This is a genomic window from Vulcanimicrobium alpinum (genome assembly GCF_027923555.1).
Lineage (GTDB): Bacteria > Vulcanimicrobiota > Vulcanimicrobiia > Vulcanimicrobiales > Vulcanimicrobiaceae > Vulcanimicrobium > Vulcanimicrobium alpinum.
The window spans coordinates 1,945,653-1,972,519 of record NZ_AP025523.1 but is presented as its reverse complement, the minus strand read 5'-3'; the positions used below and the strand labels follow the sequence as shown (position 1 = coordinate 1,972,519).

At 65.9% G+C, this 26,867-nt stretch carries 23 protein-coding genes and 3 rRNA genes; 21 read left to right on the top strand and 5 right to left on the bottom strand.

Translation table 11 applies throughout. From position 1 onward, the window contains the following. The first annotated feature begins 57 nt into the window (after positions 1-57). From WPS_RS10135 to WPS_RS10055, 17 genes are all read left to right on the top strand, one after another. Positions 58-984 (top strand): DNA-directed RNA polymerase subunit alpha, encoded by a 927-nt coding sequence (locus WPS_RS10135; protein WP_317994383.1) that lies wholly within the window; start codon positions 58-60, stop codon positions 982-984. 14 nt (positions 985-998) lie between these two features. After that, positions 999-1,352 (top strand): 50S ribosomal protein L17, encoded by a 354-nt coding sequence (gene rplQ / locus WPS_RS10130; RefSeq protein ID WP_317994382.1) that lies wholly within the window; start codon positions 999-1,001, stop codon positions 1,350-1,352. Positions 1,353-1,465: 113 nt separating this feature from the next. Further along, complete coding sequence (locus tag WPS_RS10125) at positions 1,466-2,851, top strand: anthranilate synthase component I family protein (RefSeq protein ID WP_317994381.1); 1,386 nt, start codon at positions 1,466-1,468, stop codon at positions 2,849-2,851. Continuing rightward, positions 2,848-3,429 (top strand): anthranilate synthase component II, encoded by a 582-nt coding sequence (locus WPS_RS10120; RefSeq protein ID WP_317994380.1) that lies wholly within the window; start codon positions 2,848-2,850, stop codon positions 3,427-3,429. Before WPS_RS10125 ends, WPS_RS10120 begins: the two co-directional genes overlap by 4 nt. Then, positions 3,426-4,472: an anthranilate phosphoribosyltransferase gene (gene trpD, locus WPS_RS10115; RefSeq protein ID WP_317994379.1), complete on the top strand. Its 1,047-nt coding sequence runs from the start codon at positions 3,426-3,428 to the stop codon at positions 4,470-4,472. The genes WPS_RS10120 and trpD overlap by 4 nt, the downstream gene beginning before the upstream one ends. Positions 4,473-4,480: 8 nt before the next feature. Then, the gene (gene trpC / locus WPS_RS10110) at positions 4,481-5,278 is read left to right on the top strand and encodes an indole-3-glycerol phosphate synthase TrpC (protein ID WP_317994378.1); all 798 of its coding nucleotides are present in this window, start codon (positions 4,481-4,483) and stop codon (positions 5,276-5,278) included. A gap of 3 nt (positions 5,279-5,281) precedes the next feature. After that, complete coding sequence (locus tag WPS_RS10105) at positions 5,282-5,929, top strand: phosphoribosylanthranilate isomerase (protein ID WP_317994377.1); 648 nt, start codon at positions 5,282-5,284, stop codon at positions 5,927-5,929. A gap of 67 nt (positions 5,930-5,996) precedes the next feature. Then, positions 5,997-7,211 (top strand): tryptophan synthase subunit beta, encoded by a 1,215-nt coding sequence (gene trpB, locus WPS_RS10100; RefSeq protein ID WP_317994376.1) that lies wholly within the window; start codon positions 5,997-5,999, stop codon positions 7,209-7,211. Continuing rightward, on the top strand, positions 7,208-8,038 hold the full coding sequence (gene trpA, locus WPS_RS10095) for a tryptophan synthase subunit alpha (protein WP_317994375.1): 831 nt from the start codon (positions 7,208-7,210) through the stop codon (positions 8,036-8,038). Before trpB ends, trpA begins: the two co-directional genes overlap by 4 nt. Positions 8,039-8,117: 79 nt before the next feature. Further along, positions 8,118-9,344 (top strand): amino acid ABC transporter substrate-binding protein, encoded by a 1,227-nt coding sequence (locus WPS_RS10090; protein ID WP_317994374.1) that lies wholly within the window; start codon positions 8,118-8,120, stop codon positions 9,342-9,344. 13 nt (positions 9,345-9,357) lie between these two features. Then, the gene (locus WPS_RS10085) at positions 9,358-10,251 is read left to right on the top strand and encodes a branched-chain amino acid ABC transporter permease (protein ID WP_317994373.1); all 894 of its coding nucleotides are present in this window, start codon (positions 9,358-9,360) and stop codon (positions 10,249-10,251) included. Further along, positions 10,248-11,294, top strand: a complete 1,047-nt coding sequence (locus WPS_RS10080) for a branched-chain amino acid ABC transporter permease (RefSeq protein WP_317994372.1) — start codon at positions 10,248-10,250, stop codon at positions 11,292-11,294. Before WPS_RS10085 ends, WPS_RS10080 begins: the two co-directional genes overlap by 4 nt. Continuing rightward, a complete protein-coding gene (locus WPS_RS10075) occupies positions 11,291-12,103 on the top strand; it encodes an ABC transporter ATP-binding protein (RefSeq protein WP_317994371.1) in 813 nt (270 codons plus the stop codon). Before WPS_RS10080 ends, WPS_RS10075 begins: the two co-directional genes overlap by 4 nt. Beyond that, the gene (locus WPS_RS10070; protein ID WP_317994370.1) at positions 12,100-12,837 is read left to right on the top strand and encodes an ABC transporter ATP-binding protein; all 738 of its coding nucleotides are present in this window, start codon (positions 12,100-12,102) and stop codon (positions 12,835-12,837) included. The genes WPS_RS10075 and WPS_RS10070 overlap by 4 nt, the downstream gene beginning before the upstream one ends. A 102-nt stretch (positions 12,838-12,939) precedes the next feature. Next, the gene (locus tag WPS_RS10065; RefSeq protein ID WP_317994369.1) at positions 12,940-13,686 is read left to right on the top strand and encodes an SDR family NAD(P)-dependent oxidoreductase; all 747 of its coding nucleotides are present in this window, start codon (positions 12,940-12,942) and stop codon (positions 13,684-13,686) included. A 64-nt stretch (positions 13,687-13,750) separates the two neighbouring features. Then, positions 13,751-13,885, top strand: coding sequence for a hypothetical protein (locus WPS_RS10060; protein WP_317994368.1), 135 nt, complete (start codon positions 13,751-13,753; stop codon positions 13,883-13,885). A 42-nt stretch (positions 13,886-13,927) separates the two neighbouring features. Then, positions 13,928-14,404 carry a hypothetical protein gene (locus WPS_RS10055; protein ID WP_317994367.1) on the top strand — a complete coding sequence of 159 codons (477 nt, stop codon included), beginning with the start codon at positions 13,928-13,930 and terminating at the stop codon, positions 14,402-14,404. Between the two features lie 3 nt (positions 14,405-14,407). Here the strand turns inward: WPS_RS10055 and WPS_RS10050 are convergent, their stop codons facing one another. Together WPS_RS10050 and lhgO are read right to left on the bottom strand one after the other, a co-directional pair. Continuing rightward, positions 14,408-15,247, bottom strand: coding sequence for a sulfurtransferase (locus WPS_RS10050; protein ID WP_317994366.1), 840 nt, complete (start codon positions 15,245-15,247; stop codon positions 14,408-14,410). A gap of 62 nt (positions 15,248-15,309) precedes the next feature. After that, entirely contained in the window at positions 15,310-16,533 is a 1,224-nt protein-coding gene (gene lhgO / locus WPS_RS10045) for an L-2-hydroxyglutarate oxidase (protein ID WP_317994365.1), read from the bottom strand. Between the two features lie 95 nt (positions 16,534-16,628). Here lhgO and pruA point away from each other — a divergent pair, with 95 nt between their 5' ends. From pruA to rrf, 4 genes are all read left to right on the top strand, one after another. Next, entirely contained in the window at positions 16,629-18,233 is a 1,605-nt protein-coding gene (gene pruA / locus WPS_RS10040; RefSeq protein WP_405054952.1) for an L-glutamate gamma-semialdehyde dehydrogenase, read from the top strand. 549 nt (positions 18,234-18,782) lie between these two features. Then, a 16S ribosomal RNA gene (locus WPS_RS10035) occupies positions 18,783-20,283 on the top strand. 432 nt (positions 20,284-20,715) lie between these two features. Continuing rightward, positions 20,716-23,784, top strand: a 23S ribosomal RNA gene (locus WPS_RS10030). A 107-nt stretch (positions 23,785-23,891) separates the two neighbouring features. Then, a 5S ribosomal RNA gene (gene rrf, locus WPS_RS10025) occupies positions 23,892-24,008 on the top strand. Together the 16S, 23S and 5S rRNA genes form the textbook arrangement of a ribosomal RNA operon. Positions 24,009-24,108: 100 nt before the next feature. Here the strand turns inward: rrf and WPS_RS10020 are convergent. From WPS_RS10020 to WPS_RS10010, 3 genes are all read right to left on the bottom strand, one after another. Continuing rightward, complete coding sequence (locus WPS_RS10020) at positions 24,109-24,777, bottom strand: tautomerase family protein (RefSeq protein ID WP_317994363.1); 669 nt, start codon at positions 24,775-24,777, stop codon at positions 24,109-24,111. 54 nt (positions 24,778-24,831) lie between these two features. Further along, positions 24,832-26,040: a threonine/serine exporter family protein gene (locus tag WPS_RS10015; protein ID WP_317994362.1), complete on the bottom strand. Its 1,209-nt coding sequence runs from the start codon at positions 26,038-26,040 to the stop codon at positions 24,832-24,834. A gap of 97 nt (positions 26,041-26,137) precedes the next feature. After that, positions 26,138-26,716 carry a PASTA domain-containing protein gene (locus WPS_RS10010; RefSeq protein ID WP_317994361.1) on the bottom strand — a complete coding sequence of 193 codons (579 nt, stop codon included), beginning with the start codon at positions 26,714-26,716 and terminating at the stop codon, positions 26,138-26,140. Positions 26,717-26,867: the final 151 nt, after the last annotated feature.

The window sequence follows — 26,867 nt, the reverse complement described above, 5'->3', positions numbered from 1 at the left end:
TCTCGGCTGGGCCGAGGCGGATAACGTAAGCGGAGAAAGACCACCATCATTCATACCATGACCGTCCTCGAAGCGCCGGCCGGCGCGCAGATCGAAGTCCGCGAACGTCGCGAGAACTATGCCAAGTTCGTGATCGAGCCGCTCGACCGCGGCTTCGGCATCACGCTCGGCAACGCGCTGCGCCGCATCCTGCTTTCCTCGATTCCGGGCGCCGCCGTCACCTACGTCAAGATCGACGGCGTGCTGCACGAGTTCTCGACGATCCCCGGGGTCGTCGAAGACACCGTCGACCTGCTTCTCAACCTCAAGGGCCTTCCGATCAAACTCAACACGGAAGATCCCAAGGTGCTCTCGCTCAACGTGAGCGGCGCGAAGGAAGCCACCGCGGGCGACATCTCGCCCGACGCCGACGTCGAGATCCTTCAGCCGAACTATCACCTCGCGACGCTCTCGAAGAAAGACGCGAAGCTTTCGATGGAGATCGGGATCGAGAAGTCGCGCGGCTACGTCACCTCCGACAAGCAGCGCAACATCGAGCACATGATCGGGCTGATCCCGATGGACTCGATCTTCTCGCCGATCCGCAAGGTGAACTTCTCGGTCGACGACACGCGCGTCGGCCAGTCGGTCGACTTCGATCGCCTCACCCTCGAGATCGAAACCAACGGATCGATCACGCCCGACGACGCGCTCAGCGAAGCGGCGCAGATCCTCACCGACCAGCTCCATCTCTTCATCGGCTTCTCGACCGAAGAGAAGCCCGTCGCGACGGCTCCCGCCAGCGAGTGGGACGTCCCGGTCGAGACGCTCAACCTCTCCGTGCGTTCTTTCAACTGCCTCAAGCGCGCCGGCATCTCGAAGGTCTCCGAACTCCTCGACATGACGGAAGACGAGATCATCAAGATGCGCAACTTCGGCAAGAAGTCGCTCGACGAGATCAAACAAGTCCTCGAAGAAAGGGGTCTGTCGCTGCGCGCCGCGTAGCGTCAGTCTAGGAAATGCCGCACCAGATCGCTCAAAAGCGCCTCTCGCGCACCGACGGCCATCGCAAGGCGCTGCTGCGCAACCTCGCGACGTCGTTCTTCAAGCACGAGAAGATCGAGACCACGTCGACCAAGGCCAAGGAGATCTCCAAGGTCGTCGACCGCCTCATCACGCAGGCTCGCCGCGGCGATTTGCACTCGCGCCGCCTCGTCGCATCGTACCTGACCGAGGAAGCCGTCGCGAAGAAGCTCGTCGACCAGATCGCCCCCGCGCTCAAGGAGCGCACCGGCGGCTACACGCGGATCATCAAGTCGCGCGTGCGCCCCGGCGACGCGGCCGAACTCTCCATTTTGGAGCTCGTGAAGTAGCACGTTCGTAGCCGCGTTGGACGGCTGCCCTTCGACGAGCTCATGGTGACACGAGTCATGCTGAGCTTGTCGAAGCACCGCCGCCCGGCGTCACGAGCGCAAGCGCTTCCCGTATGGTCACCGCGGACGATCCTCTCAGTCTGATTCCGATTACGCGATCGTTCGTCGCGGATGCCATCACGCCCATCTCCGCGTATCTCGCCCTGGCTCAGCCGGGGCGTTCGTGTTTGCTGGAGTCGGTGGAGGGGACCGAGCGGATCAGCCGGTTTTCGTTCATCGGCTGCGATTATTTGGAAGCGCATGCGATCGACCGCGATCCGGCGATGCTCGAGCGGATCCGCACGATCATCGGACGCTACGCGCTCGAGCGGAGAGACCTGCCGTTTCCGGGCGGCGCGGTCTGCACGTTCTCCTACGACGCGGCGCGCGCGCTCGAACCGGTGCTGCGCGATGCGCGCGACCGCGAGGCACCGCCGGCCGACGTCCCGTTCGGCGACGCGTTGGTCGTCGTCCCGGGGACGTGGCTGGTCTTCGACCACTTCACCCATCGCGTAACGCTGATCGGTCTCGCGCGCGACGAGGCGGAGCGCGCGACCGTCGAGGCGCGGCTCGACGCGTACGTCGCGCGCCTGCTCGACCAGCGTCCGACGGTGCCGGGCGCGGTGCGCGCCGACGGTCCGGTGCGCGCCTCGATGGACGAGGCGACGTTCCTCGCGCGGGTCGCGCAGGCAAAGGAGTTCATCCGCGACGGCGAGGCGTACCAGCTTCAAGTCGGGATCCGCTTCTCGTGTCCTCTGGCGGGGAACGCGTTCGACTTCTATCGCCAGATCCGCGCCCGCAACCCCTCGCCGTACATGTTCTTCATCGCGCACGACGGGCGCGCGGTCTTCGGCGCGTCACCCGAATTTCTCGTCCGGCTCGACGGGCGCGACGCGCGCATCCGCCCGCTGGCGGGAACGCGTCCGCGCGGAGCCGACGACGCGCGCGATCAGCAGATCGCCGAGGAACTGATCGCCGATCCGAAGGAGCGCGCGGAGCACGTGATGCTCGTCGACCTGGCGCGCAACGATCTGGGCGCGGTGTGCCGCACCGGAACCGTCCGCGTCGACGAGCTGATGGTGATCGAGCGCTACTCGCACGTCATGCACATCGTCTCGAACGTCGTCGGCGAGCTGCGCGGCGACCGCGACGCGCTCGATCTGTTCGCGGCGTCGTTCCCCGCCGGGACCGTCACCGGAACGCCGAAGATCCGCGCGATCCAATTGATCGACCGGCTCGAACCGGTGGCGCGCGGCTTCTACGCCGGCAGCGTCGCCCACATCGACTTCGACGGCGACATGGACTCGTGCATCATCCTGCGCTCGGTCGCGGTCGCCAACGGCCGCGCGTACTGGCAGGCCTCTGCCGGGATCGTCACCGACAGTGTCCCCGCCGCCGAATACGCCGAAGTGTTCGCTAAAACCGCGATCGTCCGCGCCGTGCTCGGAATCGATCGATGAACATTCTGCTCGTCGATAACTACGACTCGTTCACGTGGAACCTCGCGCATCTGTTCGGTGCGATCGACGGCGTCGACGTCGACGTGGTGCGCAACGACGATGCGCGGCTGGACGACGGCGTGACGCTGCGCTACGACGGGATCGTGGTGGGACCCGGGCCGGGGCGTCCGGCGGAGGCGGGACGGACGATGGCGATCGTGCGCGAAGCGGCGGCGCAGCGGCGTCCGCTCTTCGGCGTGTGCTTGGGACTGCAGGCGATCGGCGAAGCGTTTGGGGGGCGCGTCGTGCACGCGCCGCGCCAGATGCACGGCAAGGTTTCGGCGATCACGCACGACGGCCGTGGCGCATTCGCGGGCGTCCCCTCACCGTTTCACGCGACCCGCTATCATTCGCTGTGCGTCGACCACGACGGCTTCCCGGCGGAGCTGCGCGCGAACGCGGCGAGCGAAGACGGCGTGATCCAGGGCCTGGTGCATCGCGATCTGCCGATCTGGGGCGTGCAGTTCCATCCGGAGTCCGTGCTCACGACCGAGGGCAAAGCGATCGCCGAGAACGTCGTGCGGAGCATCCGCGGATGACGACCGCCGATCACTACCCGGCGCTGCTGCGCCGCGTGCTCGGCGGCGATCACCTCACCGCGAGCGAAGCCGCCGACGTCATCGGCGGGATCATGGACGAGACGATCTCGCCGGTGCGCGCGGCCGCGCTGCTGGCGGCGCTCGCAGCGAAAGGCGAAGACGTCGACGAAATCGTCGGCGCGGCGCGCGCGATGCGCGAGCGCAGCATCCGCGTCGACCACGGGTTGCCGCTGGTCGTCGACATCGTCGGCACCGGCGGCGACGGCGCGCACACGATCAACATCTCGACCGCGGCGGCGTTCATCGTCGCGGGGACCGGCGTGAAGGTCGCCAAGCACGGGAACCGCGCCGCGTCGAGCCTCTGCGGCTCCGCCGACGTCCTCGAAGCGCTGGGCGTCCCGCTCGACCGCGGTCCCGACGCATCGGCGCGCATCCTACGCGAGGGCGGGATCTGCTTCCTGTTCGCGCAGCGGCACCATCCCGCGATGCGCGTGGTGGGGCCGATCCGCCGCGAGCTCGGCGTCCGCACGATCTTCAACGTCCTCGGACCGCTGACGAACCCGGCCGGTGCGAACCGTCAGGTCGTCGGCGTCGCACGGGCCGAGCATGTCGACCTCGTCGCATCGGCGCTCCGCGCGCTGGGTGCCGAGGCGGGCGCGGTGATCCACGCCGACGACGGTCTCGACGAGATCTCCGGCGACGCGCCGACGCAAGTCGCGCAATTCGACCGCGACGGCGTGCGACGCTGGACGCTCGATCCGTCCTGTTACGGCGTGCACGCGCCGGCGACCGCGATCCGCGGCGGAGACGTCGCGGTCAACGCCGCCGCGCTGCTCGCGATCCTCGAAGGCGAGCGCAGCCCGCGCGCCGACCTGGTCCTCCTCAACGCCGCGCTCGCGCTCGTCGTCGCGGGCGAAGCGGTGGATATCGACGACGGCATCGCGCGCGCGCGCACCTCGGTCGAGACCGGCCGGGCCCGCGCGGCGCTCGACGCGCTCCGCGGCGAGCGCGATCCTTCGACCGCGGTCGGAGCGACGGGGTAACCAACGTAATGAACGACATGCTCGAAAAACTCTACGCGGCGAAAGCGGCGGTGCGGGAAAGCGACGAAGCGCGCGAGCCGCTCGCCGTGCTGCGCGAACGCGCGCTCAGCCGCATGCGCGAGCGCCGCAATTTCCGCGAGGCGCTCGCCGGCGCGCGAGGGCCGGCGATCATCGCCGAGATCAAGCGCGCGTCGCCGTCGGTCGGGATCATCGTCCCGAAACTCGATCCGTCCGAGATCGCGCGCGAGTACGAAGCCGCGGGCGCCGACGCGATCAGCGTCCTCACGGAGAGCGACCACTTCCTCGGCGACCTCGCGTACGTCGACATTGCGCGTGCGGCATCCACGCTCCCGATCCTGCGCAAAGACTTTCTGAGCAGCCGCTACGAGGTCGCGCAGTCGGCGGCGTACGGCGCGGATGCCGTGCTCGCGATCGTCGCCGGGCTCTCCGACGAACGCCTCGCCGAGATGGTCGACGAAGCGCGGCGCTACGCGCTCGGCGTGCTGGTCGAAGTGCACACCGAAGACGAACTGCGGCGCGCGGTCGCCGCCGGCGCGCGCATCCTCGGGATCAACAACCGCAACCTGCACACGTTCGAGACCGACCTCGCCGTCACCGAAGAACTGCTCCCGCTCGTGCCGTCCGGCACGATCGTGATCAGCGAGAGCGGCGTGAAGTCGCAGGACGACGTGCGCCGTCTGGTCGCGCAGGGTGCGCGCGGCGTGCTCGTCGGCGAATCGCTGATGCGCTCGGACGACAAGCACGAGGCGATCCGCGCGCTCAAGGGCGCGACCGTCACCGCGTAGGCCGTGCGACGAACGCGGGTCAAGATCTGCGGCGTCGTCAGCGCCGAGGAGGCCGCGCTCGTCGTCGACGCGGGCGCCGACGCGGTTGGCGTGATCCTCGCCCCGTCGCCGCGTCGCGTCGGGATCGAGCGCCTGCACGAGATCGCGGAACGGATCCCGGCGCTCGTCACGCTCGTCGCGGTCTTCGTCGACCCGCCGTCCGCACTCGTCGATGAAGCGCTCAAGGTCGGCGCGATCCCGCAGTTCCACGGCCGCGAGCCGGCCGAGGCATGCGAAGCGTTTGCCGCCGGGCCGTACGTGAAGGCGTATCACGTGGGCGCGAGCGAGCCCGTCGAGCACGAGGCGTTCGAGCGCTTCGCGCGTCCCTACGCGCACGCGACCTGGCTCTTCGATACGGCGCGACCCGACGGCCTGAGCGGCGGCAGCGGCCGGACGTTCTCGTGGAACGACGCGCGCACGCTCGCCGGCGACCGCCCGTTCGTCGTCAGCGGCGGCCTCACGCCGGAGAACGTCGTCGACTGCGTGCGCGCCGTGCGGCCGTTCGCCGTCGACGTGCGCAGCGGCGTCGAGCGCAACGGCGTCAAGGACGCACGGCTCGTGCGCGCGTTCGTCGACGCGGTCCGCGCCGCCGACGCCGAAGCGGGACCGTGAATCGCCGGGGGCGGCAGGCGACGCGCCGCGGTAGACGGCGCCGCGGCGTCGAAGGCTCTCGACGAGCATGACCACCAGCACGACGACCGTCCCCCAGCAGCTCCCCGACGAACGCGGCTACTTCGGCCGCTTCGGCGGCGTCTTCGTCCCCGAGGTCCTGGTCGAGGCGCTCGCGCGGCTCGAAGAGGCGACCCGCGACGCGTTCGCCGATCCCGCCTTCTGGGCGGAGATGGAGGTGCTGCTGCGCGACTACGTCGGCCGCCCGTCGCCGATCTATCACGCGGAACGGCTCGTCGACGGTCCGCACGCGCCGATCGTCTTCAAGCGCGAAGACACCAACCACACCGGCGCGCACAAGATCAACAACACCGTCGGCCAAGCGCTGCTCGCGAAACGGATGGGGAAGTCACGGATCATCGCCGAGACGGGCGCGGGCCAGCACGGCGTCGCGACGGCAACGATCGGCGCGAAGCTCGGGATGCAGGTCGACGTCTACATGGGCGAAGTCGACGTCGAACGTCAGGCGCTCAACGTGTACCTGATGAAGCTCCTCGGCGCGACGGTCCATCCCGTCGGCAGCGGAACGCGGACGCTCAAGGATGCGACGAACGAAGCATTTCGCGAATGGGCCGCGCGCGTCGAGGACACGTTCTACATCATCGGATCGGTCGTCGGCGCGCACCCGTATCCGTACCTCGTGCGCGAGTTTCAGAAAGTCATCGGCGTCGAAGCGCGCGCGCAGATCCTCGAACGTTACGGCCGCTTGCCGACCGACGTCGTCGCCTGCGTCGGCGGCGGTTCGAACGCGATGGGGATCTTCCGCGGCTTCGTCGACGACGCCGAGGTCCGGCTGTGGGGCGTCGAGGCGGCCGGTCACGGCGTGCACGCGATCGATACCTCGGCCTCGCTCAACGCCGGCTCCGTCGGCGTGCTGCACGGATCGCGCAGCTACGTGCTGCAGGACGACGAAGGGCAGGTCCTCGACACGCATTCGGTGAGCGCCGGGCTCGACTATCCCGGCGTCGGACCGGAACACGCGTATCTGAAAGACAGCGGCCGCGCGCGCTATGTCGCCGTCGACGACGCCGAGGCGCTCGCCGCGTTCCATCACACCGCACGGCGCGAAGGAATCGTCCCCGCGCTCGAGTCGGCGCACGCGATTGCGTTCGCGCAGAAGCTCGCCGTCGAGCGCGGCCCCGGCGGGCTCGTGCTGGTGAACCTGAGCGGCCGCGGCGACAAGGACGTGCGAACAGTCGCGGCGCTCGAGGGGGAACAGGCGTGATCGCCAGCGCCGGGATCGCCGGCGCCTTCGCCCGCGCCCGCGGGGAACGCCGCGCCGCGCTGATCGGCTACGTGGTCGCCGGCGACCCCGATTGCGAGACCTCGCTGGCGATCGTCGACGCGCTGACCGCGGCCGGCGTCGACCTCATCGAACTGGGGATCCCCTACGGCGACCCGCTTGCCGACGGGCCCACGATCGCCGCGGCGGGACAGCGGGCGCTGGCGGCGGGGATCAAAATGGCCGACGCGCTGGCGATCGCCGCCGAGGCGCGCGCCCGGGGCGCCGCGCCGATCGTGTTCTTCACTTATCTCAACCCCATCGACCGGTACGGCGCCGAGCGATTCGCGCGCGACGCGGCAGCCGCCGGCGCGGCTGGCGCGATCGTGCCGGACGTTCCGCTCGAGGAGCTCGCGTCGTTCGCGCCGCCGCTCCGCGCGTCGGGGCTGGAGATCCCGTTGCTCGTCGCGCCGACGACGCCGCCCGCGCGGGCCGCCGCGATCGCTGCGGCCTCGAGCGGGTTCGTCTACCTCGTGTCGCGTCTGGGGGTCACCGGCGCGGGACGCGCGCCGGACGTCGCGTGGGCGAGCGGCGCGATCGCACGCCTACGCGAGACGACCGAGCTTCCCATCGCGGTCGGCTTCGGCATCTCCACGCCCGAGCACGCCGCAGCGGTCGGCGCCGTCGCCGACGGGGTGATCGTCGGCAGCGCGCTCATCGACGCGTACGCCGGGGCGCGCGGCGCCGACGCCGCGCGGCGCGCGGGAACGTACGCCGCGTCGCTCAGGACGGCGCTGCGACCGAAAAATACCGCGCCGTCGCGCGGTTGACGCCGCGCCCGTGCAGGAATCATTCGCACCGGGGCGCATCGTCGCACGAAGTTTGCTTCCCGTCCGAGGTTCCGCATCGATGATGTTTCGTCGTACAGCGGCGCTTGGTGCGCTCGTGCTCTGCACGACGCTGACCGCGCCCATCGCACCCGTCTCCGCCGCCGGCGACACGATCGTGTTCGGGTCACCCGTCTCGCTCACGGGCTCGCTGACCAAAGAAGGGCACCTCACGCAAGAGGGCTACGAGTTCTGGAAAGATTACGTCAACAGCCACGGCGGGATCAAGGTCGGCAGCAAATCGTATAAGGTCGAGATCAAGTATTACGACGATGAGTCGAAGCCGGCGACGGCCGCGCAGCTCGCGGAGCGTTTGATCGACCAGGATCACGTCAACTTCATCCTCGGGCCGTACGGTTCGGGGACGGCGTTCACCGTCGCGCAGATGGTCGAGCGCAAGAAGATCCCGATGGTCGAAGGCAACGGCGCCGCCGAGAAGATCTTCAGCCAGGGCTTCCGCTACACGTTCGGCGTCCTCTCGCCGGCGCGCCGCTACCTCGAAGGCGTGCTCGAGATGGCGACCAAGCAGAAGCCGCGCCCGCAGACCGTTGCGATCACCGCGGCGAGCGACGCGTTCTCGCAAGAGGTCGCGCAGGGTGCGGCCGACTGGGCCGCGGCGCACGGCCTGAAGGTCGTGTATAACAACAAATATCCCGACACCGCAACCGACGTCTCGTCGATCGTCTCGGCGCTGAAAGCGACGAACCCCGACATCATCCTCAACGCGGGTCATCTGCAGGACGCGCTGCTGGTGCAGAAGGGGCTCAAAGAACAGAACGTGTCGGCGAAGATCTACGGCTACTCGGTGGGACCCGACACGCCCGACTTCACCAATACGCTCGGGAAAGATGCGAACGGCGTCTACGGCGGCGCGCAGTGGTCGGAGGCCGTGAAATACAAGGGCGACCCCGGGTTCTACCGTACCGCGCGCGAGTACGCCGAGGCGTTCGACAAGGTCTACCATCACCGCCCCGACTACCACGACGCCGAATCGACCGCGACGTGCCTGGCGTTCCAATACGCGATCGAGAAAGCGGGATCGCTCGAACCCGAGAAAGTGCGCAACGCGCTGACCAAACTCGACCAAGTGACGTTCTACGGCATCCTGAAGTTCGACAGCCGCGGGCTCAACGTGTTCAAGCCGATGGTCGTCAACCAGATCCAGAATCAGAAGCTGGTGACGGTGTGGCCGTCCGGGCTCGCCGCGGCGCCGCCGAAGTATCCGACGCCGCCGTGGGGCGAGCGCTAGAGGGCGGCAGCACGTGCATCTGCTGGCTCAGGATCTCGTCAACGGTATCCTCGCGGGCGGGATCCTGGCCGTCGTTGCGCTCGGCTTTTCCCTCGTGTGGGGGATCATGAACATCATCAACCTCGCGCACGGTGCGTACATCATGCTCGGCGCGTACGTGACGTATCAGCTGTTCGCGAGCTTCCACGTCGATCCGTTCCTCTCGCTCCCCGTCTCGTTCGTCGTTCTCTTTGCGCTGGGCTATCTGATCCAGCGGTACATCATCAACTGGGTCGCGCGCGCTCCGGTGCTCACGACGTTCCTGCTGACGTTCGGGCTCTCGCTGCTGCTGGTCAACATCGCGCTGCTGATCTGGACCGGCGACACGCGCGGCGTGACGCCGCCGTACTCGGGGACCAACTTCACCCTCGCCGGGATCACGATTCCGTGGGTGAAGCTGTACACGCTCGGCGCGGCGCTCGCGATCACCGCGGCCATGCAGATCTGGCTGACCCGCTCGAAAACCGGCCGTGCGATCCGTGCGACGTCGATGGATATCGGCGCAGCCCAATTGACCGGCGTGCGCGTCACGCAGATCTACGCCATCGTCTACGGCTTGGGCGCGGGGCTCGCCGGCGTCGCCGGGACGCTCGTTTCGCTCTCGTACTCGCTCAACCCGACGATGGGCCAGCCGTTTCTCATCAAGGCCTTCGTCGTGTGCGTTCTGGGCGGCCTCGGGTCGGTCGAAGGCGCGCTCGTCGGCGGCTTGACCTACGGCATCGTGGAGGCGTTCGCGTCGCAGATCGACTTCACGATCGGGAGTCAGCACGTCAGCGGCACCGGCCTGCAGGATGCCGTCGCGCTGATCGTGCTGCTGATCGTTCTGATCGTGCGCCCGACCGGCATCATGGGCCGCGCGACCGCGTGACGGTCGGTCGAGCGCCGGGCGAACGCGCGTCGACAGCGACCGTCCTGCGGCGGATCGGGCTGGGCGGGATCACCGGGAGCCCGGCGGCGCTCTGGGTTTCTCTGGTGCTGCTGGTGCTGCTGCTCGCGGTCCCCGCGGTGCTGCCGGGCTATCAGACGCTGTTCCGCTCGATCCTGATCTCGGTCGCGCTGACGTACGGCTGGAACCTCATCGGCGGCTACACCGGCTACGTCTCGTTCGGCAACGTCGCGTTCTACGGGCTGGGGACGTACTGCGCAGCGCTCTCGCAGTCGTGGCTCGACGCGCACGGGATCGGCGACCGCAACCTGCAGCTCGTCCTCGGCGTCGCGCTGGCGTGCGTGCTGAACGCGGCGTTCGCCGCGCTCGTCGGCTTGCCGGTGCTGCGCTTGAAAGGCCACTACTTCGGGATCGCGACGCTGGGCTTGGCGCTGGCAATCACCGATATCGTCGGCAACCTCGACGCGTTCGGCGGCACGGGCGGGCTCGCGGTGAAGCAGGTCGACGATGCGCACTTCGCCGTGTACTACTATGCGGCGTGGATCGTCGCCGCCGGCGCGCTCGCCGCGACGTTCTTCATCGCGCGCTCGAAGCTCGGCTACGCGTTCGTCGCGATTCGCGAAAACGAAGACGCCGCCGCGGTACTCGGCATCTCGGCGACCCGTTACAAAATCATCGCGTGGGCGCTCAGCGCCGCGATCGCCGGCGCCGCCGGCGCGGTGTTTGCGCCGGCCAACGGCTTCGTCGATCCCAGCATCGCGTTCGCCGAAGACGCGAACGTCTTTCCGATCGTCATGTGCATCCTCGGCGGCATCGGGACGGTCGCCGGTCCGTTCATCGGCGCATTGATCCTCTCCGGCGTCAACGAGATTCTGCAGCGGTTCTTCATCAAGATCCACTCGCTGTTTTTCGGCGCGATGATCGTGCTGGTCGTGCTGCTGCTCCCGCGCGGCCTGGTGTGGCTGTTCGGCCTGCGCGGCGGCGCGCGTACCTGGCTCAAGAGCCTCTCGGTCTATAAAGCATGAGCGAGATCGCGCTGCGCATCGAGGACGTCGGGATGCGCTTCGGCGGCCTTTGGGCACTCAGCGAGGTCTCGTTCGACGTCCAACGCGGCTCCGTGCTCGGCCTGATCGGTCCCAACGGCTCGGGCAAAACGACGCTGATGAACGTGATCAGCGGCGTCTACAAACCGACGACCGGCGCGGTCACGTACGGCGGCAAACGCATCGCCGACGTTCCCACCCACGACGTCTGCCATCTGGGGATCGCGCGGACGTTTCAGATCGTGAAGCCGTTCGCGAGCCTGAGCGTCCGTGAAAACGTCGCCGTCGGCGCGATGTACGGCCGGCACAGCGACCAACGCTCCACCCGCGGATCGTTCGAGCGCGCGGAAGAACTGCTGGAGATCGTCGGCCTGGCCGGCGTCGCCGACCGTCCCGCCAGCGAACTCACCATCCCGGATCGCAAGCGGCTCGAGGTCGCGAAGGCGCTCGCGCTTGATCCCGACGTCCTGCTGCTCGACGAAGTGATGGCCGGGCTCAACGCCACCGAGGTCGACGAAGCGCTCGAGCTGCTGCGCACGGTGAACGCGCGCGGCGTCACGCTCATCGTCGTCGAGCACTTGATGAAGGCGATCGTCTCGATCTCCACGAGCATCGTCGTGCTGGCCGAAGGCCGCAAGATCGCCGAAGGCGCACCGGCCGATGTGCTCGGGTCGCCGCAAGTGATCGAAGCGTATCTCGGATCGCGCTGGGCGAAGCGCCAGGAGCAGCTGCGGGAGATCGAAGCGGAACGCGCGGCGGCGTTGCGGATGCATCCGGAGGGCCGCCCGTGAGCGCGGCGGCCGCAACATCGGCCGCGACGCGTCCGCTCGTCGTCGACGCGCTGAACGCCGGGTACGGCGACACGCAGGTGCTGTGGGACGTCTCGATGCGGGTGGAGCCGGGCGAGATCATCGCGCTGATCGGCTCGAACGGCGCGGGAAAGTCGACGCTGCTGGGCGCGCTCTCCGGGATCGTGAAGACGTGGAGCGGGAGCGCGCGCTTCGGCGACGTGACGCTCACGGGGCTGCAGCCCGACCGCATCGTGCGGGCCGGCGTGCTGCAAGTGCCGCAAGGCCGTCGCCTCTTCGGCTCGCTGACGGTCGAAGACAACCTGCGCATGGGCGCGTACCTGCGCAGCGATCGCGAGGTCGACGCCGATCTCGAGAAGATCCTGGCGATGCTCCCGCGCCTGCGCGAGCGCTACGATTTCCTCGCCGGCCGGCTCTCCGGCGGCGAACAGCAGCAGGTCGCGATTGCGCGCGCGCTCATGGCGCGTCCGCAGGTGCTGCTGATCGATGAGATGTCGCTGGGGCTCGCGCCGGTTCTCGTCGACACGCTCATCGGACTGCTCCAGCAGATCCACGCGACCGGCGTCTCGATCCTGATCGTCGAGCAGGACGTGCAGACCGCGCTCGAGGTGAGCACCCGCGCGTACGTTCTCGAGACCGGCCGCATCACGCTCAGCGGTCCCTCGGAGCAGCTGCTCGACGATCCGCAAGTGAAGAAAGCCTACCTGGGCGTCTAACCGCCCCGTCACGCTGAGCCCGTCGAAGCGCAGCCGAATCGCGCGGAGAACGCTTGCCGGATCGTTGCGCCACGCAACGCGCCCGCACGGCGTCAAAAGTGCGTGCAAACGGTCCTCATCACCGGCGGCTCCGGCGGCATCGGAGCGGAACTCGCGCGTCGCCTTCGCGCTCAAGGAGCAAACGTCGCGATCGTCGCGCGGAGCGTCGAACGCCTGAACGCGGTCGCCGATGAAACGGGCGCGCACGCGTTCCCCGCCGACGTCCTCGACGCCGAGGCCTTCGCCGACACCGTGAAGCGCATCGAAACCGATGTCGGCGAGATCGACGGCTTCGCGCACGCGGTCGGCAGCGTCTTCCTGCGCCCGCTGCACGCGACGTCGCTCGAAGACTGGCGCACAACCTTTGAAACGAATGCGACGAGCGCGTTCATCGCGCTGAAGGCGGTGATGCCGCTGATGATGCGCCGCCGCCGCGGCAGCGTCGTGTTGTTCTCGACGGTCGCCGCGTCGACGGGGCTGCCGAATCACGAGACGATCGCCGCCGCCAAGAGCGCGATCGAAGGACTCGTGCGCAGCGCATCGATCTCCTACGCGCGCTACGGAATCCGCGTCAACGCGGTCGCGCCCGCACTCACGCGGACGCCGCTCTCCCGTTCGCTGTGGGAGAACGAGATGACGCTCAAAGCGTCGGTTGCGATGCACCCGCTCGGACGCATCGGCGAACCGGGCGACATCGCCGCCGCGGCGATGTACTTTCTCTCCGACGCGTCGGCCTGGACCACCGGCCAGATCCTCGGTGTGGACGGCGGCCTCTCGGCGGGCTCGCCGCCGGTGACGCTCAAACCCTGACGCTGCGCGGCATCGGGCGCCCGGCGGCGAGGCGGTGATTCGCCGCGAGCCGAAGCCGCGGCCGGTGAAGACCATCGAGGAAGTGCGCCGGATGCCGGCGCCCGCGCCGAAACCGCAAGCGCTCGCGTTCGACGGCGAACGGCTGTGGTTCGGTTCGATCGTGACCAATCGGCTCTACTCGGTCGATCCGCTGTCGTGATCGTCGCGCGACGAAGGGACGCTGCCGGGGAAGCCGTGGGGGATGACCGTCGTCGGCGACGAGCTGCGCGTGCTCACCGGCGACGAGCCCGACGACACGCGGGCGATCCGGCGCTTCATCCCCGGCCACGGCATCAAAAACGACGGGGCATTTGCTGCGCCCGAGGACACCGGATCGCAGTTGGGCTGGGACGGTGACGTCCTCTACGTCAGCCAGTGGTATCGCAAGCGCATCGTCGCGGTCGACGAGCGCGGTGCGGCGCTGAGCGCAATCGACGTGCCGCACGGCATCTGCGGTCAGGTGGTCGTCGACGGCCGCTTCTATCTGATGACGACCGACGACGAAGACGCCGGACCCTATTGGCTCACCCGCGTCGATGCGCGAGGTGATACGCCGCGCTGCGACGACCTGGCTGTCGTTCCGTTTCCGGCGCGCGCGCTCGCGTTCGACGGCAACCGCTTCTGGACGAACCATCGCGAAGCCGACCAGATCGTCGCTTTCGCGCGGCCCGACGAATAACGGCTACGCTCCCGCTTTCGGAACCGACGGCAGACCGTCGTGTTCCCATTCCATCCACGAGCCGTCGTACACCGCCACGTCGTCGAGGCCGGCGGCGCGCAGCGCGAGCCACGCGCCCGAGGCCGACACGCCGCTCCCGCACGTGACGATGGTGCGTCCCTCTTTGTTCAGCCGCGCCGCGCGTACCAGCCGCTCGAGCGTCGCGGGATCGGCGACGCGTCCGCCGCGCGCGTCCTCGAGCAGGTCGTTCCCGCTGATCCGCACGGCGTTCGCGATGTCGCGATCGCGCTGCGCGTAGGTCTGATTGCGCTGTGTTTCGACGACCGTGCCGGAGGCGCGTCCTTCGACGATCGCGAGCACTTCGTCGCGCGACGCGCGCAGTTTCGGCCGCTCCCGCGCGGTGAAGTGCGCGGGCGTCACCGTCGCCGGGTTCGTCGAGAGTGGCATCCCGGCCGCGGTCCACGCATCCACGCCGCCAGCCAGCACGTACGCCTCGTCGTGTCCGTAGAAGCGCAGCATCCACACCATCCGCGCCGCGAACGGGATCGTTCCGGCGTCGTAGGCGACGACGATCGCGTCGTCGCCGATGCCGCTGTCGGACATCGTCCGCGCGAACGCCTCAGCCGGCGCGACGCGGATCGCGTACGGTGTCGACGCGTCGCTGAGATCCTCGGCGTAGTCGAGATGCACCGCGCCCGGGATGTGCCCAGCGGTGAACTGCTCGCGGCCGGAGGGCATCGCGACGGTGCCCCCGTGCGAAACGCTGCGCGCGTCGACGATGCGCAATCGCGGATCGTCGAGCTGCGCGATCAGCCATTCTGCCTCGACAAAATCGTTCGCCATCCTCGACACCTACGCGCTCGTGCCGTGCCGCGCCTTGCCGCATCGCCGAGCCTGCACGCGGGTCACACCCCGATCGCGGGCTTGCTCAGATCGAAGCGCGTCTCGGCGTCGTCGGCGATGTATTTCCCGATCGCAAGCGAGGACGTCGCCGCGGGTGAGGGCGCGTTGCGCACGTGCACGACGCCTTCGCTGCCTTCGAAGACGAAGTCGTCCACGAGCGAACCGTCGGCCGCCATCGCCTGCGCGCGGACTCCGGCCGGTCCCGGCAGGCAGTCTTCGGGACGCAGTTCCGGAATGTACCGCTGCAGCGCCTGGACGTACGCGTCGCGCACGAGATCGCGGTACATCTCGCCGGCACCGGTCTTCCAATACTTCGTCGCGAGTTTGAAGAACCCGGGATACGTGAGCGCGTCCCACAACTCGATCGGATTGATCTCGAAGAACGAGTAGCCTTCGCGCGCGAACGCGAGGACGGCGTTGGGTCCGAGCCAGATCGATCCGTCCATGCGCGGCGTGAAGTGCACGCCGAGAAACGGAAACTCCGGATCCGGCACGGGGTAGATGTTCCCTTTCACCAAGTACGACTTCTCGGGTTTCAGGATCAGATAGTCGCCGCGGAACGGCACGATCTTCGGATCGCGTTCGCCGCCGGTCATCCGTCCGAGCCGGTCGCTGTAGAGCCCGCCGCAGGTGATCACCGATTTCGCTTGGATCTCGCCCTTCGGCGTCCGCAGCACGGTGACGCCGCCGCGGCGTTCGATCGCGGTCACCAGGTGGCCGAGATACATGTCGGCGCCGGCTTCTTTCGCGTCCTCGCCGTACGTGCGCGCGACCAGACCCCAGTCGACGATCCCGGTGACGGGCGAGAAGATCGCTTTGATCCCGCGGCAGTGCGGCTCGCGTTCGGCGATCTGCGCGGCATCGAGCATCTCGAGCCCTTCGACACCGTTCTGCTGTCCGCGCACCATGAGGTCGTCGAGCCGGCCGAGCTCCGATGCGTCGGTCGCGACGATCAGCTTGCCGACGTTGCGGTACTCGATCCCCTTCGCATCGCAGTACTCCCACGCCAGCTTGCGCCCTTCGGTGCACAGCTTCGCTTTGAACGAACCCGGCTTGTAGTAGATGCCGGAGTGGATCACGCCGCTGTTGTGACCGGTCTGATGCTTGCTCCAGACGTCTTCCTTTTCGACGTTGGCGACGCGAAGGTGCGGATGACGAAGAAGCAGTTCGCGCGTCGTTGCGAGCCCGACGATGCCTCCGCCGACAACGGCGATGTCGTAGATCATGGTCGCGTTCGTTTCTCGCCGCACTCCGCGCGTGCCCGCCGCGCGTTCGCGGTGCGGCAGGGACCGGCGCGCGCGGGCGCGGAGGGACTCCGGCCATGACGACCATCGCACCGCGCGCAGCCGCCCCGTTCCGCAACGAACCGATCCGCGATTTCTCCGCACCGGCGGACCGTGCGTCGCTGGAAGCCGCGATCGCGCGCGCCCGCGAGCGGCTTGGTCGCCGCTACCCGCTGGTGATCTACGGCGAACGCCTGCACGGCGGGCGCACGATCCCGTCGGTCAATCCGGCGCGCCCGAGCGAGATCGTCGGCGACGTGGACGAAGCAATGCCCGAGCAGGCGTCGCGCGCCCTCGACGCGGCCGCCGAGCGGTTCGGCACCTGGAAGTTCACGCCGGCGGCGGAACGCGCCGAGTTTCTGTTCCGCGCCGCCGAGCGGATACGCGCGACGAGGGACGACTGGAACGCGCTGCTCGTCCTCGAGGTCGGCAAGCCCTGGATCGAGGCGGATGCCGACACCGCCGAGGCGATCGACTTTCTCGAGTTTTACGCGCGCGAGGCACTGCGCCTGGCCGAGCCGCCGCCACTGACGCCGATCGCCGGCGAGCGCAACCGCCTCGTCTATCTGCCGCTGGGCGTCGGCGTCGTCATCCCGCCCTGGAACTTCGCCTTCGCGATCATGGCCGGGATGTCGGCGGCGGCGATCGTCACGGGGAACACCGCTATCCTCAAGCCCTCCCCGGACGCCGCGGTGATCGCGGCGCACTTCGTCGACCTGATGCACGATCTTGGGCTTCCGCCGGGCGTCCTGAACTTCGTCCCCGGCGACGGGCCCACCGTCGGGGAGCAGCTGGTCACCGATCCGCGGACCCGCTTCATTGCGTTCACCGGCTCGAAGGGAGTCGGACTGCGGATCAACGAGCTGGCGGCGAAAACCGCACCCGGCCAGCGCTGGATCAAACGCGTGATCGCCGAGATGGGCGGCAAGGACGCGATCGTCGTCGCCGACGATGCCGACCTCGACGCGGCCGTCGCGGGCGTCGTCGTCTCTGCCTACGGGTTCGCCGGCCAGAAGTGCTCGGCGTGCTCGCGCGCGATCGTCGACGCCCGCGTCTACGACGCGTTCCTCGCCAAGCTCGTCCCGGCGGTCGAGTCCCTGCGGGTCGGCGATCCGGCCTCGAACCCCGACGTCGGCCCGGTGATCAACCAGAAGGCGGTCGACAAGATTCTCGGGTACGTCGAGATCGGGCGGGGCGAAGGCCGGCTCCTGACCGGCGGCACCCGGATCTCCGGGGACGGCTTCTACATCGCACCGACCGCGATCGCCGATGTTGACCCGCGGGCGCGGATCGCGCAAGAAGAGATCTTCGGCCCGGTGCTGGCGGTGATCAAGGCCGCCGACTACGATGACGCCCTGCGGATCGCCAACGACACCGAGTTCGGCTTGACCGGCGCCGTCTTTTCCCGCAGCGAGGAGCGGCTGCGGCGGGCCGAGGCCGAGTTTTTCGTCGGCAACCTGTACCTGAACCGCAAGTGCACGGGTGCGCTGGTGGGCGGGCAGCCGTTCGGCGGTTTCAACATGAGCGGGACCGATTCGAAGGCCGGCGGGTACGACTACCTGCTCCTCTTCAGCCAGGGCAAGTCGATCTCGCGGAAGATCGCGGCTCACGCCGCCGACGACCTCGCGGCCGGAATGGACTAGCGCCGGCGGCGAGGCCTCGCGCTTTATAAGGAGGCGACACGGCAGGCCGCTCTGCCGAGTTACTTGTGCAGAAGGCCGTGGAGAAGCCGGTGGAATCGCGAGTGGATGGACTTGTGGATAACACCACCCCGCGGAGTGTTGACATGGTAGACACGCGGTGGTAGTCTATCCCTCGTTGACTCTGACGCCTCGCCTCTCCGGTGCGGTCAAAGATCCGGTCCGAAAAGGGCTTGGCGGAAGCGTCCGTTCCTTGAAAACTGAACAGTGCAGTAGCGCATAAGTCTGTGGGTCTCCGCCCGTTCAGGCAGTGCGCGGTTCCGAATGGGCCGCGTTTTTGTTTGTTCGGTCGCGAGAGCAGGGCTCGATGTCGCGGCCTCCCGGCTCCACCGGGGTTCCGCAGCAAGGCATCGGGTCCCGAAACAAGTTTATGACGACGCCGGATGCCGCAAGGCACCGGCGAGCCCGATTTCGCAGATCGGGCGAACGTTCGTCGAGTGATCGGCGAGCGAATTGTCAGCGAAGATAGAGCTGTCAAAAGCTCCATGATATTTTATGGAGAGTTTGATCCTGGCTCAGGATTAACGCTGGCGGCGTGCCTAACACATGCAAGTCGAACGAGGTAGCAATACCTAGTGGCAGACGGGTGAGTAACGCGTGGTCAACCTACCGTTGAGTGGGGGATAACTAGCCGAAAGGTTAGCTAATACCGCATACGTGTCCGAGAGGCATCTCTTGGCCATAAAAGGAGCAATCCGCTCGATGACGGGACCGCGTCCCATTAGCTAGATGGTGGGGTAACGGCCTACCATGGCACCGATGGGTAGCTGGTTTGAGAGAGCGACCAGCCACACTGGGACTGAGAGACGGCCCAGACTCCTACGGGAGGCAGCAGTGAGGAATTTTCCGCAATGGGCGAAAGCCTGACGGAGCGACGCCGCGTGTGGGAAGAAGGCCTTAGGGTCGTAAACCACTGTCGAAGGGGACGATAATGACGGTACCCTTGGAGGAAGCCCCGGCTAACTACGTGCCAGCAGCCGCGGTAAGACGTAGGGGGCGAGCGTTATTCGGAATCATTGGGCGTAAAGCGCTCGTAGGCGGATCAGCAAGTCGGTGAAGAAAGACCCGGGCTCAACTCGGGGAACGGCACCGATACTGTTGGTCTTGAGGCAATCAGAGGGTAATGGAATTCCCGGTGTAGCGGTGAAATGCGTAGATATCGGGAGGAACACCAGTGGCGAAGGCGATTACCTGGGGTTGATCTGACGCTGAGGAGCGAAAGCTAGGGGAGCAAACGGGATTAGATACCCCGGTAGTCCTAGCCGTAAACGATGGATACTAGGTGTATGTGGTATCGACTCCATATGTGCCGCAGCTAACGCAATAAGTATCCCGCCTGGGGAGTACGGCCGCAAGGTTAAAACTCAAAGGAATTGACGGGGGCCCGCACAAGCGGTGGAGCATGTGGTTTAATTCGACGCAACGCGAAGAACCTTACCCGGGCTTGACATCCTATGCCATCCCATGAAAGTGGGCTTCCCCGCAAGGGGACATAGAGACAGGTGCTGCATGGCTGTCGTCAGCTCGTGCCGTGAGGTGTTGGGTTAAGTCCCGCAACGAGCGCAACCCTCGTCGTGTGTTGGTCCGCAAGGATCTCTCACGCGAGACCGCCGATGAGAAGTCGGAGGAAGGTGGGGATGACGTCAAGTCAGCATGGCCCTTACGTCCGGGGCTACACACGTGCTACAATGGGTAGGACAACGGGTTGCGAGCTAGTGATAGTAAGCTAATCCCTTAAACCTGCCCTCAGTTCGGATTGAAGGCTGCAACTCGCCTTCATGAAGTCGGAATCGCTAGTAAACGCAGATCAGCTACGCTGCGTTGAATACGTTCCCGGGCCTTGTACACACCGCCCGTCACGTCACCTGAGTTTAGTGTACCCGAAGCCGCCCGTGCAACCGCAAGGAGCAAGGCGTCTAAGGTGTGCTAGGTAAGGGGGACGAAGTCGTAACAAGGTAGCCGTATCGGAAGGTGCGGCTGGATCACCTCCTTTCTAAGGAGTCCATGTCGTTGGATCTCGCCTAGCGCGATCGCGACGGCGGACATTCTAGGTCGACCACAGACGATGCTCGTAGTTCGGGGTTCGCCCGGCCAGTTCTGGCTAAGGGTCGGATGAGAACGAAGAGCCCGATGTTTTTCAGCATCGGTTGCGCGGCTCTCTCAACGAGAGTCTCCCGTATGATCGCAGGGTCAGCCTTGTGCTGAAACCACGGTCGGGACTGCACTGTTCAGCTTTGAGGGTTCGGCCTCGAGGCGCTTTTGCGATTCGCTCGTTCATCGATGCGATCGCCGGCGCCGCGGAGTATCGACCTCGTTCCTTGAAAACTGCATAGAGAAGAACTTTCATGTGCCAAACATGAGAGCGGGTCCATGGTGAAGAGCCATGGGCTGCAATTTCAAAAATTGTGTTCCTTTGAACGCGTCTTAGTAAGTACATAAGAGCACACAGGTGGATACCTTGGCACGACAGGCGATGAAGGACGTAGCAGGCTGCGATAAGCCTGGGGGAGCTGCCAACGAGCGATGATCCCAGGATTTCCGAATGGGGCAACCCACGTGGCGTCATGGCCTCGTACTCCGCGATGAATCCAATAGTCGCGGTAGAGCATACCCGGTGAACTGAAACATCTAAGTAGCCGGAGGAAAAGACATCAACCGAGATTCCCGTAGTAGTGGCGAGCGAACCGGGAAGAGCCTAAACCCCGCACGTGTAAGCGTAGCAGCGTTGCGTGAAGGGGGGTTGCACGGCGATCAGTCGCGTTTGCTGCAACGCGAGGTCAGTAAAAAATCCGATTCATAGACGAAGCCGGCTGGAAAGCCGCACCAAAGACGGTGATAGTCCCGTAGTTGAAATGGTTCGGACTGACTCGATCGTTCGTAAGTAAGGCGGGGCACGAGAAACCCTGTCTGAATCTGGGAGGACCATCTTCCAAGGCTAAATATTCTGTCGTGACCGATAGCGCATAGTACCGTGAGGGAAAGGTGAAAAGAACCCCCGAAGGGGAGTGAAATAGAACATGAAACCGTGTGCTTACAAACCGTGAAAGGCCCATGCGCAAGCAAGGCTGATCGCGTGCCTATTGAAGAATGAACCTGCGAGTTACGTGGTACAGGCATGGTTAAGGTGATGAGCCGGAGCCGCAGCGAAAGCGAGTCTGAATAGGGCGTTTCGTCTGTATCAGTAGACCCGAAACCAAGTGATCTATCCATGGGCAGGCTGAAGCATGATTAACCTCATGTGGAGGGCCGAACCTGTTGTTGTTGAAAAAACATTGGATGACCTGTGGATAGGGGTGAAAAGCCAATCGAACTTGGAGATAGCTGGTTCTCCCCGAAATAGTTTGAGGACTAGCGTCGCGCGTTAAACCGAGGGGGTAGAGCACTGACAGGGCTAGGGGCCTTACCGGGTTACCGAACCCCATCAAACTCCGAATACCTCGGCGTACTCCGCGGCAGTCAGACAGTGGGGGATAAGCTCCATTGTCAAAAGGGAAACAGCCCAGATCATCAGCTAAGGTCCCTAATCGATGCTCAGTGGTAAAGGAAGTCTCGTCGCATAGACAACTAGGAGGTTGGCTTAGAAGCAGCCACCCTTGAAAGAGTGCGTAATAGCTCACTAGTCGAGTGATGGGGCGCCGAAAATGTAACGGGGCTCAAGCATCGAACCGAAGCTATGGGATGTGTAAACATCGGTAGGGGAGCGTTGTGGCGTAGGCTGAAGGCAGACCGTGAGGACTGCTGGACGAACCACAAGTGCGAATGCAGGTATAAGTAGCGATAAATGCAGGTGAGAACCCTGCACGCCGGAAGTCTAAGGTTTCCTGAGCTACGTCAATCGTCTCAGGGTGAGTCGGGTCCTAAGCCGAGGCAGAGATGCGTAGGCGATGGCCAAGCCGTTCATATTCGGCTACCACCGACGTCAGTTTAGACTCTCGCGAACCCATGGACACGATCGAGAACCTCGACGGTGATGAGCCGGCGCGGTTGTTTGTCGCGTGCATCGGTCACGAGAGTCTATGAAGTGATGGGATGACGCAGGAGGATAGGTCAGCACACTATCGGATGTGTGTCGAAGCAGGTAGGGGGTCAGATAGGCAAATCCGTCTGGCTAACCCCGAGATGCGAGTGCGAGATTCGTTACGGATCGAAGTGATCGACTCCACGCTGCCAAGAAAAGTCTCTAACGATGACATAGGTGCCCGTACCGCAAACCGACACTGGTAGACTGGCAGAGCATGCTAAGGCGACGGGAGAACCCCTGTTAAGGAACTCGGCAAATTAACCCCGTAACTTTGGGAGAAGGGGTGCCCCTTTTGGTCTAGACCTTGCGTCGAAAGCCGAGGGGGGTCGCAGTGAATAGGCCCAAGCGACTGTTTAACAAAAACACAGGTCTCTGCGAACGCGAAAGCGGACGTATAGGGGCTGACTCCTGCCCGGTGCTGGAAGGTTAAAAGGAGAGGTTAGCGCAAGCGAAGCTTTGAATTGAAGCCCCAGTAAACGGCGGCGGTAACTATAACCGTCCTAAGGTAGCGAAATTCCTTGTCGGGTAAGTTCCGACCTGCACGAATGGAGTAACGACTTGGGCACTGTCTCGATGGGGGGCCCGGCGAAATTGCAGTACCAGTGAAGATGCTGGTTACCCGCGGCAGGACGGAAAGACCCCATGAAGCTTTACTATACCCTGATGTTGGGTTCTGAGATTTTCTGTACAGGATAGGTGGGAGCTGATGATCCGCAGGCGCTAGCTTGCGGGGAGGCAACCTTGGGATACCACCCTGAAAGTCTTGGGATTCTAACCTACGGCCGTAATCCGGTCGGGAGACAGCGTCAGGCGGGTAGTTTGACTGGGGCGGTCGCCTCCTAAAGAGTAACGGAGGCGCCCAAAGGTTCCCTCAGAACGGTCAGAAACCGTTCGTTGAGTGCATAGGCAAAAGGGAGCTTGACTGCGAGACGGACAGGTCGAGCAGGTACGAAAGTAGGGCTAAGTGATCCGGCGGTACCGAATGGAAGGGCCGTCGCTTATCGGATAAAAGCTACTCTGGGGATAACAGGCTTATCTCCCCCAAGAGTCCACATCGACGGGGAGGTTTGGCACCTCGATGTCGGATCGTCGCATCCTGGGGCTGTAGTAGGTCCCAAGGGTTGGGCTGTTCGCCCATTAAAGCGGTACGCGATCTGGGTTCAGAACGTCGTGAGACAGTTCGGTCCCTATCCGCCGTGGGCGTAGGAGATTTGAGGAGTGTCGACCCTAGTACGAGAGGACCGGGTTGAACGAACCGCTGGTGAACCGGTTGTCGTGCCAACGGCATAGCCGGGTATCTACGTTCGGATCAGATAAACGCTGAAAGCATATAAGCGTGAAACTGACTTCAAGATGAGATCTCAACCTCGAAAGAGTGAAGGGTCGTGGGAGACCACCACGTTGATAGGCCGGAGGTGGAAGGCGAGCAATCGCTGGAGCTGACCGGTACTAATCGCCCGGACACTTAATAAGTACGCTAAATGAACGCAATCGTTTGGCCCATGGAAGTTCTTCTCTGTGCAGCTTTCGCCCGCGACTAGCCTCGAGCTTCGGCTCGGCGTCGCGGTGCGGATCAAGTTTCTGGCGGCCATAGCGGCGGGGTTCCACCCGTTCCCATCCCGAACACGGCAGTTAAGCCCGCCAGCGCCGATGGTAGTCGGACCGCAGGGTCCCTCGAGAGTAGGACGCCGCCAGATAATCCGTAACCAGAAGCCCGCCGATCAGCGATGATCGAGCGGGCTTCCGGCGTTTCTCGGGATCGAGCCGGCGGACCGGGGAACGCAGTCGTTCGCGACCCTACGGTCCGGCGTCCGAAGGCGCTGCCGGGGCTGTCGACGTGCGCGGATCGGGCTCGCCGGCGTCCACTGCTTCGCCGTGCAGATCGCGGACAGGCGGTGCCGCGTCCACTTCGACGTCGGTCGCGAGCCGATCGCTCAACCAACGATACGCGGCGACCGCGCCGATCGCGAACCCCGCCCAGAGGAGCCAGCCCCCGCCGCGACGCCCCTCGCCGTCGACTTCCTGGGGCGCGTCGCTTTCATCGTCCTCGCTCAGGACGGACCGGTCGATATCGGAAGCACCGGCGTCGCCGGCATCCGCCGCTTCCACGAAGGCTGCGTGATCGGCGTCGTAGGTGTGGAGGCGGACCGTGACGTGCCAGCGCTGATCTTCGTCGTCGGCGAAGACGTCGGAGAGCGCAATGGCGAGTTCGCGCAGAAGCGCCGCGCGCGTTTCTTCGCCGATCCGCGGCGTCGAGGCGTCCAGGTGCGCGGCGTACGTGTCGTCGTCGCCGGCAAAACGGCCGCCGCTCGCAAAATCTGATTCATCGAATGGGATGAAGTGGATCGCGGTGCGCTGCGGCTCGCGTCCGGGAAAATGGCGCGCGGTGAGCGCGGTCAGCTCCTCGACCAGGCGCTGTTTGGTCGCGTGTTCGAGCGGCGGCGAGACGATTCGGAGATAGGCCATGTCGAGCGCATCGTACCCCTCACGGGCGTCCGGTGCAATGGTATCGGTGGAGCGCTATGCGTGCCGTTCCGCGGGGGCGAGGAGCTGCGAGGTCAGGAAACCCGCGACGATGAGGATGGCGGCGAGCAGTGCCCGCACGGCGAGCGAGAGCGCATCGGTGGCGTCGGCCTGGAAGACATACAGGAAGCTTTCGTATGACAGCGAGCCCGGGACGAGCACCAGCAACGACGGGACGAGGACGATCGGCGGAGGGATGCGCAGATAGCGGGCCGCGAGCGTCGCCAGCAGACCGATCGCAAACGCGGTCGCGAACGGCGCCGTCTGGGTGATGCCGAGCAGCGGCAGCGTCCGCGCCAGCGCGATCGTCGCGCCGCACGACGCCACGATCCAGCCGAGGTCGCGATAACGCGCGTGCAGCATCATGGCGATGGCGAGCGCCATGAGCACGGCAGCGGCCGTCGTGGTCAGCGGCGTCACGTGGCCCGGGCTCACGGTCGGGCCGTTGAAGATCGCGTTTCCCGTCAGTCCCGCACCGAGAGCAAAACCGCAGCCGAGGGAGAGCAACGTGACCAGGACGCCGCCCAGACGCGAGGTGCCCGAGACGAGGTTGCGGTTCGCGAGTTCGCTGAGCGCCGTCGTCAGCGAATAGCCGGGAAGCAGCTGCACGACGCCGGCGATGATCGCCACGTAGAGCGCGATCGGTCCGATGAAGCGTTCCCAGAGAGCGACGATCACCGTCGCGACGAACGCGGCCGAGATCTCGTACACGCGCGATACCCGCCGCGACCGCTGCGCGAGCGCGGCGATCGCGCCGATCGCAATTCCGCCCAGCGTCGAGACGACGACTTCGTTGCGTGCGCCGCCGAGGAGCAGTGCGGTTCCGCACGAGAGCATCGCGTACGCGCCGATCGTGATCGGCACCGGATCCGGACGTTCGACGGTGTCGACTGCGGCGATCTCCGCGAGCACGGCGGCCGGGTCGGCGCCGGATCGCAATGTTCCCAGCACGCCGTCGAGAAGCGCGAGCTTGCGAAGATGAAGCTGCCCCGGCTCGAGGCGCACGATTACCAATTGCTGCGCGAAGCCCGCACCGACGGCGAGCGTGATGCTGGTCGGGAGGACGTTGACCTGAAGGATGACGCCGAGCGTCAGTGCGACGTCACGCAGCGTCTGCTCGATGGTGTCGGTCGGCAGACCCGCTTGATGCAAGCCGCGCGCGAGGACGAGCAGCAATTCTGAACGATCGTCGCGCAGTGCGTCCACCGCATATGCTTTCGCCGCCGGTCGCCCGCGTCTCCGCCGCAGCCGTCATCGCCGCCGCCGTCTTTCGCCGCCGCTCATCGCCGTCGTCGGACCTCGCTCAGTCGCCGCCGACTCCGCCGCCGTTTTCTCCCGCGCCGGGGGCGAAACGGCCGTGTTTTTGCCGGCCCGCCGGTCCTGCGCCGGGATCGTACCCGCCGTAGCCGTCGAACGCCGGTTGCGGACCGGTCGAGATGACGACCATCTCCGCGCTTCCCGGTTTCACGTGCGCTCCGGGTTGCGGATCCTCGGCCAGCACCGTGTCGGCCGGCGCTCCGGAGATGCGTGCTTCGAACGTCGACGCGAGCGGCAGGCGCGCCAGCGCTGCGCGCGCCTCGGCGTAGCTGCGGCCGCGCGGTTCCGGCACCGTCACGAGCGGCGGCCCGCTGCTGACGACGAGGCGCACCCGGTCACCGCGATGCACGGCCGTACCCGCGATCGGCTGCTGATCGATCACGCTTCCCGCAGGGACGGCGACGTCCGGGCGTTCGACGGCCGACGACACGAGGCCGCGCGCGGCGAGGGCTGCACGGGCGTGCAGAACTTGCGTGCGGCGCACGTCGGCAAGGGCGATCGCCGGCGTCCGCGTCCCTGCCCAGACGATCGCGAACACGAGGGCGGCCGCGATCGCGGTGAGCACGAGCGCGGTTCGATGTTCTGCGAATGCTTCGGTCGCGTGACGCGTCCATTCCCGCATGCGCGTCGTCGACGTCCACGCTGCAAACGGAGTGCGGTTTGCTGACGGAACGCGCACTCGCTGGCGAAGGGGGTGCAGCGGCGGTGTGTCCGAT